The organism is Methylomonas sp. (assembly GCF_023228165.1).
Taxonomy (GTDB): domain Bacteria; phylum Pseudomonadota; class Gammaproteobacteria; order Methylococcales; family Methylomonadaceae; genus Methylomonas.
Genome location: NZ_JALOBS010000043.1, coordinates 1 through 15,259, shown reverse-complemented (window position 1 = coordinate 15,259; position 15,259 = coordinate 1). Strand labels below are relative to the sequence as shown.

The following is a 15,259-nucleotide window of genomic DNA, read 5'->3' as shown; positions in this document are numbered from 1 at the left end:
AAAATCCAGTCTTTTTTACAAGACGGATGCTATGCGATTAATTCGGGGATTACATCATCTTGAGCCATTGCGTGATGGCTGTGTGCTGACTATCGGCAATTTCGACGGATTGCATTTGGGACATCGGCGTGTGATCGAGCGGGTGGCCGCCCATGGCAGGCGCTTGCAACTGCCGACAGTGGCGATGGTGTTCGAACCGCAACCCTTGGAATATTTTCTGGGCGATCACGCGCCGTCGCGGCTGACCCGCTTGCGGGAAAAGGTGATCCAATTTGCCAAACTGCCTATCGATGAATTGTTAGTGTTGCCCTTCAATCGCAGGTTGGCCGACTACGATGCGGAACAGTTTATTTGCGATATTTTGGTGGACAGCCTGAACATCAAACATTTGGTCATTGGCGACGACTTTCATTTCGGTAAGGCGCGGCGCGGTAATTTTACTTTGTTGCAGCACCGGGGCGAAGAGTACGGCTTTGCGGTCGAGTCCACGGATTCGTTTGAGCTGGACGGTCTGCGCATCAGCAGCACTTTGATTCGCGATGCATTGGGCGAGGGCGATTTGTCCCAAGCCAAACTGCTGTTGGGCCGAGATTATTCGGTATGCGGTCGGGTGGCGCATGGCGATAAACGGGGGCGTGAATTAGGTTTTCCGACCGCTAATTTGCAAATGTTTCGTAAAAATACACCGCTGGTTGGGGTGTTTGCAGTGACGATGACCGGACTCGATGGCCGGGAATTATCCGGTGTGGCAAATCTTGGTAATCGCCCTACGGTTGATGGCAGTGCAAAGGCGGTTTTGGAGACGCATCTGTTCGATTTCAATCAGGATATATACGGTCGTTATGTTGAAGTGCATTTCAAGGCCAGGTTACGCGACGAAGTCCGCTTCGATTCCTTGGCGGCGCTGCAAGCGCAGATCACTCGAGACGTCAAAGCGGCACAAGATTTTTTCGCAGGTATGCGCCATGGTTGAGGAGGCGGAAAATATTCCATCGCCTTGCGTTCGAAATTGTTGTTTGAACGAGCAAAATATTTGCTTGGGTTGTTTTCGCAGCTTGGACGAGATCTGCGGTTGGTCCCAGGCGGATGCGCAATTGCGACAACAATTTCTGGACAACGCAAAGCGGCGGCGGCAATTCCATTCGAATCCGGATAGAGCGCTTGCCTCCGGGCCACCTTTAAAGCGCTGAAAAAAATAACTGTTTGTCGGGTCCGAGAAACAGCATGAACGAGTGGTTGGAGGTTGGCGTTGTTCTTGAGGGGCAGCCAATCAGTGTTGGTGGGCTAAATCCGTGGGAGTGCGCATGGAAAACCATTCAAAGCACGATATCCACCCGATACGCCTTTGCAATTTATGGGCTGCCGAAAGTTGTGGTTCCGCTAACTTTCGGCAATGGCCGAATTCTAGAAGTGGAGTGTGTGCTACTGATTTAGTACTTGTTCGCACAAGGCCGGTAAGGGTGGCCGAATCGTGGGTTTGCTGGGTTTACTGGGGGTTTTGGCTTCTTTGGAAAACCACCAGGCCAAGCTGTCATCACAGCCGTTAGTCTCGGGAAGTGCTGGTTGGCCCCGGCAGTGCGGATTGCCAGTCGGGCATTTTAAACGCACGTGAAAATGATCGTCGTGTTTCCACCATGGTCGAATTTTTCGTAACCAGGCGGCGGACGATGCGGTTCTATGCGTGCACAGCTCTTGTTTAATGCTGGGATTGACAAAAATCCGGTCAACTTCGGGATGGCGCGCAGCCGCCTCCAGCACTTTTTCGTGTGCTTGCGTCCATTGTTGATAGTCTACGGCATCTGAATTCGCGTCCACTACCGATGGGGCGCTCCAGGTTTCCCTTTCGTTGGCACTTAGCAAGCGGTTATCCAATTGCTTAGAGAGTAAAAACCAGATATCGACATCCAGGCCGGTTTGGTGGCTGCGATGGCCGCTGGGTGTTGGTCCGCCGCGAGCTTGCCCCAGGTCGCCTATCAGTAAGGTCCCCAATTGCTGGTCGGCGGCAACTTGGCCAAGCTGCTGAATGAACTGAATTAATGTCGCGTGTCCGTAAAAACGATGCCGCGATAAACGCATCACTTGATAACCTTTTCCTGATAAAGGTAAGGACATCGCGCCGCTGATGCAGCCGTTAGTGTAAGTGCCAATGCTTTGTGGGAGCGAATCGGCTGTTGGGGTGGTGCGTTTTGCCCACTCCTGGGGCACGGAATCAGCCAGGCTGTAAGCGCCCAACAGATAGATAGCGATAAGTAAGATTTTGGACATGACTTGATTTTAGGCGGATAAGCTAACCGATCCATTATGATACACCCTGCCATGCTTTGGGGTTGGCATGAAATGAATGGTTTTCGAGCTAGTGGGGTCATGCGATAAGGTCGTCCCTGCCCGGATAAATGCACTAGTCCTTATGCAATTACCCGGGATATTCCTTGGCATCTATATTTTCCATGTTCACGGGGGAGAGAACTTAAAATCCCTGACACCTGACATTAGTAAAGCAATCCGTATGCCAGGTCATGAAGTAATTGATTTTAATGGAAATGGGTAAGCAAGGGCATGCGCTAGTATCGCAAACTATGTTATTTGCCGTTTTTTATGGGTCAAATAGCGCACTTATGGATTTCCTTCGTCCGGACTGGGTTTTCCGTTTATGATTCATGCAATGTTTTCCGTCATTTCCGAGTCCTATTAAAGCCTTGAATCTTCCTCGTCGCCCTAACCGTTATCGCCAGTCAAAACATCGCCATCATGCGGTGCAAAACTTACCTAAGCGTCTGTTGCGCATTGTGGCATATGCCGGTATTGCTTTGCTTTTAGCGTCAATTATCTTGGTTAGCGTGCTGCGCTTTTTTCCCGTGCCAACCTCGGCATTTATGCTGCACACTCATATTGACGACTTGGTTGCCGGTAAACATTATCGGCCGATTCGGCATCATTGGGTAAGCGGTAGCCAAATATCCAAACAGGTGTTTGCGGCTGTTATCGCCGCTGAAGACCAGCGTTTCTATCAGCATCATGGCTTTGATTTTGACGCCATCTATCAAGCGTATCTGAAATATAGGCGAGGAGGTAAGTTGCGTGGCGCCAGCACCATCAGCCAACAAGTCGCCAAAAATCTGTTTTTAAGTCCGGCGAGAAATGTTGGTCGTAAGGCATTGGAAATCTGGTTTACCTTCTTGATAGAAACGATGTGGAGTAAAGCCAGGATCTTGGAGGTATATGTGAATATCGCTGAATTTGGCGATCATTTATTCGGTATTGAAGCCGCCAGTCGGCATTATTTTGATATCTCAGCCAAGCAATTGTCCACCAGTCAGGCGGCACTGCTGGCCGCCACCTTACCGAATCCGATTAAATTAAACGCGGCCAGACCAAGTGCGTATTTAATCAGGCGGCAGGCGTGGATTAAGCGTCAGATGCAAAACCTAAACATGTGAAGTTATAGCTCGCTATCGTCTTCGTCTATCAAGTCATCGTCCTCGGCGGTATCCGATGGAAAGACTTGTTGGTCGGCAATCAATTCTTTCAAATACTTGTACAACAGGCGTGACGATTTAGGTGGTTTGCCTTCTTTGGCTTCTTTTTGTCCGTTGCGTTGTAATTGCCTGATATGCTGACTGTCCGCCTCCGGGTATTCGGTCATGAACAATGTGAGTTGATGATTGTCGGTATCGGCTAATAATTGGTCGCGCCAACGTTCAGCCTGATGGTGCTCCCGGACTGCATGCGCGCTTTTATTTTTCATGCGTGCCAGCTTTTCTTCTATTGCTTCGACATCCAGTGTGCGGAATTGAGCGGTAATATATTTCATCAGCCGTTTGCGTGCGGCGTTTCTGCCCATTTTTCCCGCGTCCAGCAGAGCTTGTTCAATGCGTTCGGGCAGGCTGAATTCGGCAATTTGCGCGGGCGTTAATTCACAAATCTGCTCGGCCATGGCGAAAATGCTGGCGATTTGTTTTTTAATCTGAGTTTTATTCGGGCGAATCGCATAAAACTCGCTTTCATCTATCTCTTCGTCTTCAAAATATTCTTCTTCAATCATTTCAAACCATCGCAATTAAAAAAATCACAAATATCACAACCAAACCGAGCGGCAAAAGTACGCTTTGCCAATCGGCTTGGGCTTGCTTACTACGCATCAGGGCGGTTTTTATTCCGGGTTGCAGCCAAAATAGCAACAATATTGTCATGGCGCCGAGAATAACCATTTCCATGCTAGACATTTAGGTTCCTATGGGTGCGCGTGAAGGGTGTTGGGATTCTACATTCTAACAAACCTTTGCATTTCAGCGAGATTTAGCTTGCATATTTAGGGGGGCGGTTAACCGGTTATTTTTTATGGGAGTTGTCGAAATGTTTCGAAATGTGCCTGGCATCATATGTTAATGGAAAAATATGCGGCTAATTGTTAGAGGTTTTTAACTGCACTGCGGAACTTGGTTGTGAGGCGGTTTATCGGTCCGGTAGCATATAGCTATCCGCGTCAAATTTATGGGGGGAGTTTTTGTCCGAATAGGTTCTCCCTAAGCCATTAATTTGCGATAATCACAACTTTTTGTCGAGCTGATGCATGTGGTTTAAAAATCTTGCTATTTACCGTTTTACGGAACCTTTTTCACTATCGTCGGACGAGTTGGAGCAAAAATTGCGCCAGCAAGTGTTTCGTCCGTGTGGAGGGCATGATGAGTTTAGCTTTGGTTGGACTGCGCCTTTGGGAAAGGCCTCGGATGCATTAGTGCATGCCAATCACGGTTTTATGATGATCTGCGCGAAGAAGGAGGAGAAAGTCATTCCCGCTTCCGTGATCAACGAAATGCTGCAAGATAAAATCGGTGAAATCGAGGAGCGAGAGGCGCGTAAATTAGCGGGCAAGGAACGCACCCGCATTAAGGATGAGTTGATCTTTGATCTGTTACCTAGAGCTTTTTCCTTTTCTAAAAAAATATTCGCTTACATCGATAGTCAAGGCGGTTGGCTCGTGGTTGATGCGGCATCAGCCAAAAAGGCCGAAGACGTATTAAGCCTGTTACGTAAGGGCTTGGGGTCGCTTCCCGTCGTGCCTATAGGGGCTTCTATAAAACCCTCTTCCATTATGACGCAATGGTTGCTGAATCATGATGCGCCGAAAGACATTCTTATCGAAGATGAGTGTGAGCTACGCTCGCTGGAAGATGAAGGGGGGATTATTCGTTGTAAGCGACACGATTTGGCGCTGCCGGAGATCAAAAACCACCTTGATAGCGGTAAGCAAGTGATTAAGTTGGCAATGAGCTGGGCGGATAGATTATCGTTTGTGCTGGATGAAAGCTTGGCAGTTAAACGTTTGAAGTTTCTGGATTTAATTCAGGAGCAGGCATCTGACATTGAGGCGTTTGATGAAACCGAGCAGTTTGATGTGGATTTTTCTATTATGAGTGCGGAACTTGCCCAATTCTTTCCGCGTCTGCTTGAATTATTTAATGTCGAGGATAAGGCATAATGAAACGCATAATATTGTCGAATTTACTGGCGTTTGCGACTAGCGCGGTGTATGCGCTGACCTTGCCCGCGCCTGATCGCCCCGGGGACAGCATCGTCGGCAGTCCGCCGTATGAAGTTAAATATGTGGCCGCGAAATATGAAGATACACTGATTGATATTGCGGTTGACCACCACATTGGTCAGGACGAAATTGTTTTGGCGAATCAAAATGTGGATCGCTGGCTGCCTGGTGCCGGCACGCCGGTGCGGATTCCCACCAGTTTTATTCTGCCGAATGCCCCTCGGAACGGCATTGTGGTGAATTTGCCGGAAATGCGGATTTATTATTATCCCGATGCCAGCCAAGTCGTCACGTATGCGATAGGTATCGGTCGGGAAAATAACTGGAAAACGCCTCTGGTAAAAACCAAGGTTGCTGGCAAAATGGAAAACCCTTCCTGGACGCCCCCGCCTTCGATTATTGCAGAGCATTTAGCGGACGGCGATGCTTTAGATCCATACTATCCGCCGGGTCCCGACAACCCATTGGGGTTATTTGCATTTCGTCTAGGCCTTTCCGGCTATCTGATTCACAGCACGCAAAAAACCAACGGCATAGGCATGCGTGTCAGCCACGGATGCATGAGAATGTATCCGCAAGACATTGAAAAGTTTTTTCCTTTGGTTAAAGTGGGCACTACCGTCAATATCGTCAATCAGCCGATCAAGGTGGGCTGGTATCACGATACGTTGTATATGGAAGTGTATCCACAAATGGAAGAAACTCCAGCCACTTTCGAACAACGCTTGCACGTGGCTCTTGATTTGATTGAGCAGGCCAATGGAGGGCAAATGCCTGTTATTAAAGGATCCATCCTGAAATCAGCATTAATAAAACCATCCGGGCTTCCCATCGCTATTTTTGAGCGTCCGACTCAAGCTACTCAAAGCGCCCCGCAAAACTAACGGGCATAAAAAAGCCCGTGAGTCTTTCAGCTCACGGGCTCTAACATCAACAAAAACAGTAATGCTTATTTGTGTTGTGATTTTCTGAACATACGATCCAATTTGCTGTTGGTGTCTTGAGCGTATTGAGCAGCGCGGTTAGCAGCGGCTTCAGCAGCAGCAGCTTTAGCAGCAGCTTCAGCAGCAGCGGCTTTAGCAGACGCAGCATCAGCAGAGGCAGCAGAGATTTGTGGTTTCAGTGAATCGATTTGACCTTGCAGGTTTTCGATGTCTGAAGTGCTTGCGCAGCCAGTAGCCAGAGCAGCAACAGCAACAAGTGCGGATAATTTTACAGCTTTCATCATGGATTTCCCCTTGATTGTGGTTTAAGAAACAAAAAAGAACATACGGTGGCAATTCTCCAACATTTTTTTGGAATTTACCAACATTATTTAACGGTCACAAGTGTGCCTTTTTCAACATACTGGCTCAAACGATCAATTTGGTCGTTGGTTAAAGCAATGCAACCATGTGTCCAGTCGAAAACCTCATGAACACTTAAGCTGCCTCTGCCCAAGCCATGTATCCCGATTTGACCGCCTAGGTCAGTATTTTGGGGCGGAATTTGACCTCTGTATTCCGCTTTGACAATGGTTTCGTAGGTACGATGATCAATTTGGCCTTTTTGTAAAGCCTTTTCGGCATGGTCTAAATTCGGATAGGTTAAGCCGAAAAATTTACGAAATGCGCTTTTTTCATTGATCCAGCCAATCCGATAATTCCCCAGCGGCGTAATATCATCGCCGCGATGTTCTTTAGTGCCGGCACCTTTTCGGCCGATGACAACGTGGTCCAGTACTTCAACCGTTTCGTCGCCTTTTATGATTTCAAGGTTTCGGGTTTGGGTGTCGATAATTACTCTAACGTCAGGATCGGCCGCACAAAGACGCGGAATAAGGCAAAAACCTAACAAAACATTGCGAAACAATATTTTATGCTTCATAACCAATCAGTCTACCTGCAAGTCTATTAAAGATACGTGTTTTGGTGTAAGTTAAAGTTTTTTAAATTGTCGCATTAAGGGTAGAACATGCAAATAAAAATAAAAACCCATAACACCACTCCCTATGATGATCAAAAACCCGGTACATCGGGTTTACGCAAAAAAGTAAAAGTTTTTCAAAGTCCCAATTACCTAGAAAATTTCGTTCAGTCTATTTTCAATAGTTTAGACGATTTTCAGGGAAAAATTCTAGTTTTGGGCGGCGATGGTCGTTATTTTAATCGCCGTGCCATTCAAGTCATAATTAAAATGGCTGCGGCGAATGGTTTTGGGGAATTGATCATAGGTCAAGGTGGGTTGTTATCCACGCCGGCAGCCTCTAACATTATCCGAAAATATCAAGCGTTTGGCGGTATCGTTTTGTCAGCCAGTCATAACCCCGGTGGGCCGGATGAAGATTTTGGTATCAAATATAACGTCAGCAATGGCGGGCCTGCTCCGGAAAAGTTTACCGACGCCTTGTACGCAAATACCAAAACCATCAGCTCCTATCAAATAGCCGAAATTGATGATGTCGATTTGGATGTCATTGGCGAATCAAACATTGGCGGTTTGAAAATTCAAATCATTGATCCCGTTGCCGATTATGCGGGGCTGATGGCGAAGATATTTGATTTCGACCTGATTAAACAGAGCATCGCCGCCGGTTTAATCACCCTACGCTTCGATGCTATGCATGCCATCACCGGTCCTTATGCCAAACAAATCCTAGAAGACCAACTCGGCGCAGCGCCCGGTTCCGTGTTTAATGCCGTGCCGTTGGAAGATTTTGGCGGCGGCCACCCCGATCCTAATATGGCGCATGCGCATGAACTGACAGAACTCATGTTCGGCACCAAACCGCCCGTTTTTGGTGCTGCGTCCGATGGTGATGGCGATCGCAATATGATTATGGGGGCAAACATTTTCGTTACGCCTAGCGACAGCTTGGCCATTATGGCGGCAAATGCCCGCTCCATTCCGGCCTATGCCAAGGGTATTAGTGGAGTGGCGCGCTCAATGCCAACCAGTCAAGCAGTTGACAGGGTTGCCGACAAGCTGAGCTTGCCTTGTTACGAAACCCCAACCGGATGGAAGTTTTTCGGCAACCTTTTGGATGCAGATAAAATTACTCTATGCGGTGAAGAAAGCTTCGGTTCGGGCTCTAACCATGTTCGGGAAAAAGATGGTCTGTGGGCAGTACTATTCTGGTTGAATTTAATTGCCCGCAAGCGGCAATCCGTTGCGGATATAGTGCATGAGCACTGGCAAAAATACGGTAGGGACATATACTGTCGCCACGATTACGAAGCCGTCGATACAGACATAGCCAACGGCATTCTCGATCACTTGCGCAGCCAGTTAAACAGTTTGCCTGGAAAAAGCTGGGGGGAGAACGTTGTTAAATACGCCGACGAATTTAGCTATACCGACCCAGTCGATAACAGCGTAAGCGCTAATCAAGGTATTCGGATTGGGTTTACCAATGGCTCGCGAATCGTCTTCCGCCTGTCTGGAACTGGTACGGTCGGGGCAACATTGCGAATCTATTTGGAGCGCTACGAACGCGATGCGCTCAAACATGATCAGGATGCTCAAATCGCGCTTGCTGAGTTGATCGAAATAGCCGAACAACTTTGCGAAGTTAAAAAACGCACGGGCCGGACGGCGCCAACAGTAATCACTTGAGGGTGGCATCTCACCGCTTTGCCATTCCCGTCGCAAGGATGGGAATTCAAAAGAATTCAAGCGCCCGGGTTCGCGCCTTTGCGGGGTATGAACCCAGGCGTATATTTGCCAATGAATTACTAATATGTTGACTATGTAAATGATATAGAGCCCTCAAATTGGCTCTATCGACTGTATTTTGCTTGAACCGAGATTTTTTTAGGTTTAAAAGATTGTTTTCATCAAAAAATCGTATATAATGGCTGCTTAATCGATGGGTCGTTAGCTCAGCTGGTAGAGCACCGCACTTTTAATGCGATGGTCGTGCGTTCGAATCGCACACGACCCACCATCAAACAGTATATAAATCAACCAGTTATCTTTGGCGGGCAACTGGTTTTTTTATGTCTTCCGTTTTTATGTGCGCAAAATGTGCTGAATTGGAAATCTTGCCGGCATACTCGGCCAGATGTTCCGGTGCCAGATGCGCATACCGTAACACCATCGAGTAATCACTCCAGCCACCCAATTCCTGTAACACGTTTAACGGTGTCCCAGCCTGCACATGCCAGCTCGCCCAGGTATGACGCAGATCATGCCATCTGAATTGACTAATGCTTGCACGTTTGAGGGCTTTCTTCCAAGCGTTGCCACCGGCTTTTAACACTGGGTTTCCCTTGTAGGTAAAGACATAGATTTCATGCTTACCAATGAATTGACGGATCACAGCAATTGCATCCGCATTGAGCGGAATACCAATTGCTTTTTTCGCCTTAGCCTGATCGGGGTGAATCCAGCATACTTTTCTTTGCAGATCGATTTGACTCCACTCCAACCCAGTAACATTGGCTTCCCTCAACCCAGTAGCCAGGCTAAATCGAACCATGGCTTCAAGATGATCCGGTAATTCACGGCACAGTCTTTCGGCCTCCTGTCGAGTAATCCAGCGAATACGCTTGTTATCTTCTTTAAGACGACGTATCGCAGGCGCCTTGTCAATCCAACCCCACTCGCGCTCGGCTTTTCTTAGTACCGCTCTAATCAACGCCGTGACTCGATTAGCTCGACCGGGAGTAGCGTGTTTCAACTTATCCGCAATAATATTTTCCACAATGTCCCGGTTAATACTATTGAGAGGTTTGCCAGACAAAAACTTATCCAGGTAGCGAAACATGACGACATCGTCATCCAGAGAACGCTTTTGGGATTCATTAATCCATTTCACCACCGCATCTTCCCAGAGATATTGTGGCTTATGCCCCAGTTTGATCTGATCCCATAATTGAGCCTTATGCTTATCCGCTAATTCTTGGGCTTTTCTTTTGTCTTCAGTTTTAGCAGATTGGCGTATTGTTGTGCCGTCTGGTGCGGTAAAGCGATACCACCAGAATTGGCTATTTGGTCTTTTAAAGAGCATACTTCTTTGCCTCCTTGCCCTACATCCTGCCGTGGGCGAGTGTACTGCGATCGAAGCCATTCGATCAAATCCTGTTCTATGAATACCCAACATTTTCCGGGCTTAGCTGCAGGAATATCGCCCGAGCGCGCCCTTTGCAGAACTGTTTGTGGATGGAGCTTCAACAAGTGGGCTGCTTCCGATAAATCTAATGTTTTCATCTACCGAGTCCTCTCGGTCAAAGCAATAGCGATTGAAAATGTTGCTTGGAAATTGTTTTGCTCATGGTGCTGAACACTTTGCGATTGATTATTTGCTCCACAGCCGACCGATTCTTTATTCTAAAAAGTGATTGGTCGGCTCTGAACATAGAAGGTTATAAATAAAAATCTAAAGATCAGTTTTTAAAGCAGTTTTACAAACACAACACCGCTCCAGCGGCTTTTCGCAGCCCAAAATGATCAATACCGCTGCATAACAATGACCACACTCCCTCAACTGCAATTTTTTATTTCTCAAGTCTCGCGCCACCAACCATGCCGTGGTGAAATCGAGGCTGCCACTGGGCAAGGAAATTTTAAAAAAATCGAATGCCTGGATAACGTTATGAATATCGCCGTGAATGTTTTCGGCTTCAATTGCACGAAATATCTTGGCGAAGAGCGTGGCTTCCTTGTACTGTTTCATGTTGTGCGTCAAGCCACGAATCGACTCTTTGATGGGACCCGAGCTACCGGATCGCCCTAGAATGTCTTTGTAAGTAGCCTTTATCAGCTCTCTAGGGATGGTAGTTTCTCGGACAATAACTGCAATTCTGGCTTGGCGTTGAATCAGGGTAATGGCCAACTGATACTGCTTTAGCGTTTTGATCATCTTTTTAGCCTCCATGATTCACGCCCTCCCTTAACGTCAGCAACACATCAACGGCGGTATGTTGCTTGCGATTCATGTACTCAAAAAAATGATTTGAAATCCTTGGCGCAAAACACAGCCAGCCCGATTGAGCGATATGCTCAATGTCCTCAATTGACAAGCGACCAATCGCCTCAATTAACGCCTTATCCGAAATGCCCAACATAAAGCCAGCGAATAGAGGATTATCACGACAGAGATCACGGGCTTTGATAAGCCATAAACAATTCAACGACGTGATTTCTTGATCAGCACTCTGAGCCTGTGCGCGCTCCAAACAATCAAAATAATCATCCAATTCACCCATGGCAGACTGTATGATTTGCCTGACGTGGGCGGACAGGTTTTTTATCTGTAACCATTGATTCAAATAATCCGCGCCGAACTCGTTCGTCAACGGGCACAATAACGCCTGGCAAAAATGCGCGGTAACCTGCTCGACGTTGACAAAGTCAAGGATTAAGGGTTGATGGTTGAAAAAGCATTCTCGTGCCAGACGGGCTAAATTTTTTCCTTCCGCCGCATCCAGTAAGGTTCGAGATTGAATTGATTGAACAAGTAAATACATTATGACTCTCCTTGGCCGTTAGAAACGGTCAAGACATATGGTCAAAGTTTTGCCGGCATTTTGTGAAAATGGCCGCGAAATTCGATGTTGACGGGCTACACTGCCAGTCTTGTTTTCACATACGGGACAGCGGGCAGCCTGTTGATCTGCTTGGCGGGGGATCAGGAATCGCGATTGACAGCAAAGACACATCACAAAATGCAATGCAGAGGCATGAAATTGTCTTGTCAGCTGCCATGCTCGATTAATATCCAACACTCTGTGGTGTTCGAATCCTGCCTCCCGGTTGCTGGGCTTGGGGTTGCGGGCAACGATGCGGCAATACAATGTATATGCGTTGCAAAACTGCAACCCAAACTCGGTATCATTGACACTAAAGGAAACATAATCCTGAATTAACCCCAAGAATATTGAGGCGTGCAGGTTGTTAATGGTTGAACGACTTATCCAGTGTGGATCCCAAGGCAGCATGCCTTTAATTGGTGCTTGTTCTTGCGCAAGCCTGTAAATGCGTGTGGCTGTTATACGTTTGATACCACAGAGAGCACAAACCACCGGTGTTCTGGCTCCGTAGTCGAACAATGTCTTTGCCAACATCAGTTCAGCGCCAAAATGCGACAAGTCAACGAAGCCGCCGTTATCCATGATGATCACCCTGATCATGAGCACCATGAACCAGCAAGGCCGCATGAGCGGCGGCTGAAACCGGGTGGTTACCCAATGGCAGCAAACTGATCACGGCACGGTTAATCGCCGCCTGTTCTTTAATCTGTTCCAACGACAAATCGGCTACACGATCGACCGTCTCTGGAACGACACCAAACCGCCAGGCGGCTTCCATGGGATTGCTACGGGCACATTCTCTCAATAGCATCAGATATTGAAAATTCAGTTGCGTCAGATCGTCTTCTAGGGTGGCCATGCTCTGTTCTCTAATGAATTACGACATGGGGCAATACTAAAAGACTGGTTTTGTAATCGTCACGCGCGGAAAGTAGGTGATTTTGGGGTACTTTCCGCGCAAAGCCTTGCAGAATGTGGCTTGGAAAGGTGTCAGGCAGCACTTCAGCTATAAAAAGTACTTGACAATGCGTAACCGTTTGTATTTTTTATAAATTAATTTGTTGAGGTGGTATAGAGTGCGTAATTAGGTCGAAAGAAGGCCTTTTTTGAACGCTCGAAATAGTGAATTTTTCAGTAGACTCGGGGCAACCTTACCAGTCACTTCTCTTATGCACACTATCGATTTGAAATCCGGTTTCCGACGGCTATGCGCCGCTAAACAGCATCATCTCAATCCACTGCCGATTTTGCTGAGCTTTATGGTCTGCAGTGCATCGTGTTTAGCCCATGGCAATGTCAGCCAACAGACGCGAGCGACTAGCGCCGCAAGCACGCTACAAAATACGCTTTGGTGGCAGATTGCAAAGCAGCACCATTTGGATCCTTACATCCTGTATGCGGTTGCATTAAAAGAATCCGCGAACGATACCGATCCGACCGCAGTAAAACCCTGGCCATGGGCACTTAATAAATCAGGACAATCCTTGATGCCAGCCTCGCAGCGGGAGGCCCATGCCTTGCTCAAGCAATCGATAGACGAAGGCAATCGGTTGGTAGATGTGGGGTTAATGCAAATCAATGTCCGCTGGCATGGCCACAGAGTGAACTCGCCGGCGCAATTACTGGATCCGATTACCAATGTACAAATAGGTGCCGAACTCTTAGCAACCGCCATTGGTTCAGCCCCGCATGACTTGGCGTTAGGGATTGGTCGCTACTATAGCTGGAAGGATGAGAAGGCCGCCATCGCCTATGGAATAAGCGTGATGGCCATAGCCGACCGAGTGAAGCAGGTGATTTGAGATGGAAGATAGCCTCTATCATCTGCAATTGGATTATCTGCTGTTAGCACGGGAAATGGTGCTGTCCGGACAAGAAGAACAAGCGAAGTTTAGCTTGGGATTATCGCCAGAAGCCGTGGGTATCCTGAAAAAACTGCAGGTGCAGCAAATTAGGGAGATAGCGCGGCGCGAATGCCTGGCCTTTACCCCAAGATTCAATGCCAGTTTTTGGGGGCGTTATCTTCAGGTCGATCAGTCAGCGCACGAGGGAGATGCGTGTGATAGCCAGGCGCGTGATTTGCTCATGCTGCTCACAGGATCAGACGATATAGCATGAGTGCTTGGTACACCTACGAAGACCGGCTAAGAGATCATTATCTTGCCTATCAATTACTGAAACGAAAATTGCGGCCGACGTTCGTGAAAGCGCATATTAAAACGATCAGCCAACATGAGCTTAAGGCCATGTACTATGCCATTCACTTTCACGGACCCACCAACGGACAACTACCGGTGGTTAAAACCATTCCTGCATCGCGCGAGTCGTTTCTATATCTGACGCTATTTCTGTCCATCTATCAAATCACCTGCAAGGTTAATCCGCAGTCGCGCATGGACGTGCCGGCCATTTTGTTTACATGGGATTATTTCCATCGAACTTTTGAACACCTGATCCCCGAAGAGCGACCTTACGGCAAAGTACGGCCCGCCAACTTCAACGAAGCCTGGGTATTAGCGCAAGGTATGCGCGAAGGACAAGTCGTCCTGAAGTATTGCCCCCGCTGTCGACATAATTATGCGGTATTCTACGAGAGCAAATTCCGACCGGTTTGCCAGCTTTGTGAATTGGCAGACGCAAACGTAAACTCATTTCGCCCAAACATGCATTAAGCCTGGTCAGCAATTGAATTGAACGGATCACGATTTAGCCGTTTGACTAAGCTCGGTTTCATAGCCATGGCTATCTTGAAAGCGGACATCCAAGATATTTAAATTCACCAAGAGACAATTGTCGTTAACGACCCAAACCGGCCAGTCGAATATTGAATCGAATTCTTTTAGATAAACTTCATCACTTAATAAGCAGACGTTCAAAAATCAGATTCGAAGGAAGGCTCGGTGTATTTGAATACAGAACCAAGCGGCCGCAATGCCGAGCAACCAGCGTCCACCCAGTTCGCAAAACACCATCCAGTCCACGAACCAGGGAACTACACGGGGATTACTGCCCGATTCGGCAAGGTCTTGAAATGCGATTTCCAGTTTGCCTAATAGCTGCGCCGGTAAAGTTGCCACGACCACCAGAACTGCCGCCAATAAGCCCGAGCCGAGTAACAACACCCGTTGCCGCCAATGCTGTACCGGCCAAACCAGCAGGATTGAACCTTCTATGACCAACGGCACGAAGCTATGCAGCAAATGGG

Annotated in this window: 20 protein-coding genes, 1 tRNA gene and 1 pseudogene; 10 read left to right on the top strand and 12 right to left on the bottom strand. The window is 47.7% G+C overall.

Features of this window, described 5'->3' with window-relative positions:
- Nucleotides 1-31: 31 nt before the first annotated feature.
- Complete coding sequence (gene ribF, locus M0R33_RS21775; protein ID WP_292574072.1) at nt 32-973, top strand: bifunctional riboflavin kinase/FAD synthetase; 942 nt, start codon at nt 32-34, stop codon at nt 971-973.
- Complete coding sequence (locus M0R33_RS21770) at nt 966-1,190, top strand: DUF1289 domain-containing protein (RefSeq protein ID WP_292574071.1); 225 nt, start codon at nt 966-968, stop codon at nt 1,188-1,190. Before ribF ends, M0R33_RS21770 begins: the two co-directional genes overlap by 8 nt.
- A 232-nt stretch (nt 1,191-1,422) precedes the next feature.
- Here the strand turns inward: M0R33_RS21770 and mepA are convergent, their stop codons facing one another.
- The gene (gene mepA / locus M0R33_RS21765; protein ID WP_292574070.1) at nt 1,423-2,265 is read right to left on the bottom strand and encodes a penicillin-insensitive murein endopeptidase; all 843 of its coding nucleotides are present in this window, start codon (nt 2,263-2,265) and stop codon (nt 1,423-1,425) included.
- Between the two features lie 488 nt (nt 2,266-2,753).
- Between mepA and mtgA the strand changes: the two genes are divergently transcribed.
- Nucleotides 2,754-3,437 carry a monofunctional biosynthetic peptidoglycan transglycosylase gene (gene mtgA, locus M0R33_RS21760; protein ID WP_292574069.1) on the top strand — a complete coding sequence of 228 codons (684 nt, stop codon included), beginning with the start codon at nt 2,754-2,756 and terminating at the stop codon, nt 3,435-3,437.
- Nucleotides 3,438-3,439: 2 nt separating this feature from the next.
- On the opposite strand, the gene yjgA is transcribed toward mtgA, so the two are convergent.
- Together yjgA and M0R33_RS21750 are read right to left on the bottom strand one after the other, a co-directional pair.
- A complete protein-coding gene (gene yjgA / locus M0R33_RS21755) occupies nt 3,440-4,042 on the bottom strand; it encodes a ribosome biogenesis factor YjgA (protein WP_292574068.1) in 603 nt (200 codons plus the stop codon).
- Between the two features lies 1 nt (nt 4,043).
- On the bottom strand, nt 4,044-4,223 hold the full coding sequence (locus M0R33_RS21750; protein ID WP_292574067.1) for a hypothetical protein: 180 nt from the start codon (nt 4,221-4,223) through the stop codon (nt 4,044-4,046).
- A gap of 347 nt (nt 4,224-4,570) precedes the next feature.
- Between M0R33_RS21750 and rdgC the strand changes: the two genes are divergently transcribed.
- The gene (gene rdgC, locus M0R33_RS21745; RefSeq protein ID WP_292574066.1) at nt 4,571-5,479 is read left to right on the top strand and encodes a recombination-associated protein RdgC; all 909 of its coding nucleotides are present in this window, start codon (nt 4,571-4,573) and stop codon (nt 5,477-5,479) included.
- Entirely contained in the window at nt 5,479-6,426 is a 948-nt protein-coding gene (locus M0R33_RS21740; RefSeq protein ID WP_292574065.1) for a L,D-transpeptidase family protein, read from the top strand. Before rdgC ends, M0R33_RS21740 begins: the two co-directional genes overlap by 1 nt.
- 65 nt (nt 6,427-6,491) lie before the next feature.
- Here M0R33_RS21740 and M0R33_RS21735 read toward each other — a convergent pair whose 3' ends face one another.
- Together M0R33_RS21735 and M0R33_RS21730 are read right to left on the bottom strand one after the other, a co-directional pair.
- Nucleotides 6,492-6,770 carry an Lpp/OprI family alanine-zipper lipoprotein gene (locus M0R33_RS21735; protein ID WP_292574064.1) on the bottom strand — a complete coding sequence of 93 codons (279 nt, stop codon included), beginning with the start codon at nt 6,768-6,770 and terminating at the stop codon, nt 6,492-6,494.
- Between the two features lie 83 nt (nt 6,771-6,853).
- Nucleotides 6,854-7,408, bottom strand: coding sequence for a L,D-transpeptidase (locus M0R33_RS21730; RefSeq protein WP_292574063.1), 555 nt, complete (start codon nt 7,406-7,408; stop codon nt 6,854-6,856).
- Between the two features lie 93 nt (nt 7,409-7,501).
- On the opposite strand from M0R33_RS21730, the gene M0R33_RS21725 reads away from it, so the two are divergent.
- Together M0R33_RS21725 and M0R33_RS21720 are read left to right on the top strand one after the other, a co-directional pair.
- On the top strand, nt 7,502-9,136 hold the full coding sequence (locus M0R33_RS21725; RefSeq protein WP_292574092.1) for an alpha-D-glucose phosphate-specific phosphoglucomutase: 1,635 nt from the start codon (nt 7,502-7,504) through the stop codon (nt 9,134-9,136).
- Between the two features lie 255 nt (nt 9,137-9,391).
- Nucleotides 9,392-9,467, top strand: a tRNA-Lys gene (locus tag M0R33_RS21720).
- A gap of 24 nt (nt 9,468-9,491) precedes the next feature.
- Here M0R33_RS21720 and M0R33_RS21715 read toward each other — a convergent pair.
- From M0R33_RS21715 to M0R33_RS21695, 6 genes are all read right to left on the bottom strand, one after another.
- Complete coding sequence (locus M0R33_RS21715) at nt 9,492-10,532, bottom strand: site-specific integrase (protein WP_292574062.1); 1,041 nt, start codon at nt 10,530-10,532, stop codon at nt 9,492-9,494.
- Nucleotides 10,418-10,732 carry a helix-turn-helix domain-containing protein gene (locus M0R33_RS24495; protein WP_366044489.1) on the bottom strand — a complete coding sequence of 105 codons (315 nt, stop codon included), beginning with the start codon at nt 10,730-10,732 and terminating at the stop codon, nt 10,418-10,420. Before M0R33_RS24495 ends, M0R33_RS21715 begins: the two co-directional genes overlap by 115 nt.
- 169 nt (nt 10,733-10,901) lie before the next feature.
- Nucleotides 10,902-11,357: a FlhC family transcriptional regulator gene (locus M0R33_RS21710; protein ID WP_292574061.1), complete on the bottom strand. Its 456-nt coding sequence runs from the start codon at nt 11,355-11,357 to the stop codon at nt 10,902-10,904.
- 31 nt (nt 11,358-11,388) lie between these two features.
- Nucleotides 11,389-11,991, bottom strand: coding sequence for a hypothetical protein (locus M0R33_RS21705; protein WP_292574060.1), 603 nt, complete (start codon nt 11,989-11,991; stop codon nt 11,389-11,391).
- 18 nt (nt 11,992-12,009) lie between these two features.
- Nucleotides 12,010-12,636, bottom strand: coding sequence for a FlhC family transcriptional regulator (locus M0R33_RS21700; RefSeq protein WP_292574059.1), 627 nt, complete (start codon nt 12,634-12,636; stop codon nt 12,010-12,012).
- A complete protein-coding gene (locus M0R33_RS21695) occupies nt 12,629-12,913 on the bottom strand; it encodes a flagellar transcriptional regulator FlhD (protein ID WP_192391959.1) in 285 nt (94 codons plus the stop codon). Before M0R33_RS21695 ends, M0R33_RS21700 begins: the two co-directional genes overlap by 8 nt.
- Before the next feature lie 310 nt (nt 12,914-13,223).
- On the opposite strand from M0R33_RS21695, the gene M0R33_RS21690 reads away from it, so the two are divergent.
- Genes M0R33_RS21690 through M0R33_RS21680 form a run of 3 tightly spaced genes read left to right on the top strand, consistent with a single transcriptional unit; the run spans nt 13,224 to nt 14,726 of the window.
- Nucleotides 13,224-13,856 carry a transglycosylase SLT domain-containing protein gene (locus tag M0R33_RS21690; RefSeq protein ID WP_292574058.1) on the top strand — a complete coding sequence of 211 codons (633 nt, stop codon included), beginning with the start codon at nt 13,224-13,226 and terminating at the stop codon, nt 13,854-13,856.
- Nucleotide 13,857: 1 nt separating this feature from the next.
- Nucleotides 13,858-14,172 carry a flagellar transcriptional regulator FlhD gene (locus tag M0R33_RS21685; protein ID WP_292574057.1) on the top strand — a complete coding sequence of 105 codons (315 nt, stop codon included), beginning with the start codon at nt 13,858-13,860 and terminating at the stop codon, nt 14,170-14,172.
- A complete protein-coding gene (locus M0R33_RS21680; RefSeq protein WP_292574056.1) occupies nt 14,169-14,726 on the top strand; it encodes a FlhC family transcriptional regulator in 558 nt (185 codons plus the stop codon). Before M0R33_RS21685 ends, M0R33_RS21680 begins: the two co-directional genes overlap by 4 nt.
- A 207-nt stretch (nt 14,727-14,933) precedes the next feature.
- Here the strand turns inward: M0R33_RS21680 and M0R33_RS21675 are convergent.
- Nucleotides 14,934-15,259: pseudogene (locus M0R33_RS21675) on the bottom strand (hypothetical protein); the annotation flags it as partial.